1 protein-coding gene is annotated in these 1455 nt (G+C 36.4%); it reads right to left on the bottom strand.

The window, feature by feature from the left end; genetic code table 11:
• Window positions 1-108: 108 nt before the first annotated feature.
• The gene (locus QZ994_RS19875; RefSeq protein WP_290877828.1) at window positions 109-1050 is read right to left on the bottom strand and encodes an IS982 family transposase; all 942 of its coding nucleotides are present in this window, start codon (window positions 1048-1050) and stop codon (window positions 109-111) included.
• Window positions 1051-1455: the final 405 nt, after the last annotated feature.

The following is a 1455-nucleotide window of genomic DNA, read 5'->3' as shown; positions in this document are numbered from 1 at the left end:
ACTAGTCGTAGTTTGCACCATTTGCACTCGGCGTATGGCTGAGCCTACGCCGTTTTACTAAATGTAGCATTTGCTACAGTAAAATAATTACATTAACGTGAGTTCGGTTTAAGCAGCCAAATAAAGTTGTTTAGATTCTTCCATTTGGATGTTGAGCGAAGGTTTTTTAGTGAAGAAAGAATAAGCTGCCAATGTACTCATTACATTGAACAGAAACCCATTGATAGAGCGGTGTCTTGTATGCTGTAACTGGCAAATATTTTTGAGTTCGTCATTCACGGATTCTATCACTGCTCTTTTACGTAAAAGTATTTTATCTGTAGCAGTTAAATCTTGCTTTTGCATGTTCTTTTTTACCTTGGTAATGAGTTGTATTCCATCCGCAAAAAGCAAGTCTGATAAGGCTTTGGAGATGTAACCCTTATCGCCAAAAAGCTTTCCGAATATGTCTTCTGTAAGGCTTTGCATCACTTTAATATTTCTATCATCCACATTACCTTTGGTTAAATAAAAAGACAAAATCTCGCCTTTGTCATTGATAATGAGGTGTAGCTTAAAACCATAAAACCAACCAATGGAAGTAAAGCCCCTTTCAGCTACATTTTTAAACACTTTGTTCTGACGGATGCGTTTGTTGTGGCACACTTTAATGTGGGTAGAATCTACGAAATTAATTCCCCTTGATTTGCCCAAACAGCACATTTTTAAGAACAACATCATGGGTACAGCTACCCTTTGCTGTAATTCAATAAAACGATTGTAGGAAACTAAGCCAGGGAAACAATCACTTAAATGAGCTTTTACATAGTGTAAATAGTAGTGCTTAAAATTGGTAAATGAGCCGTAGTGAAAGAAAATTAGAATGGCAATAATTTCAGAATCGGTTAAGGAAGCTTTTCGGTTACGGTGCTTGATTTCATTACTTTCCAGCCGATAGTGTTGGATACAATCTGAAAACGAAATACAAAAATCATCGGCAGGTACAAAAATTTCTATAATTTTATCCTTAAGCATAAAAGGTGGTTGAACGTTTATCAATTGGTGGTACAATTAATAGACAATTTCAACACCTTTTTTGCTGTTTAATTATCCCGAACTCACGTTACATTAGCATTATGCCAGATAGTTATGTAATAAAAGACCAACAAGGTGTTTATTTTCTAACATTTCAAATAGTTAGCTGGTTAGATATATTTACTAGAAAGCGGTATAGAGATATAGTGGTAGATGCTTTGAACTATTGTGTGTCTACCAAAGGTCTGCGTGTATATGCCTGGTGCATTATGAGTAATCCTGCTGTTCGACATGTTCCGTAAGGGCATGTCGAACTATAAGATCAAGGAATCTCAGATTTCTTTGGAGTGAAGGCAGAAGAAAAGAATATAGCTTCGGTATACCATGGATATAGGATGGCCGAAGGATCACCGAACCATCGGTATAGGATGGGTATAGATG

The organism is Aquabacterium sp., assembly GCF_021768455.1.
Taxonomy (GTDB): domain Bacteria; phylum Pseudomonadota; class Gammaproteobacteria; order Burkholderiales; family Burkholderiaceae_C; genus Aquabacterium.
This window is presented reverse-complemented; position numbering and strand designations above follow the sequence as displayed.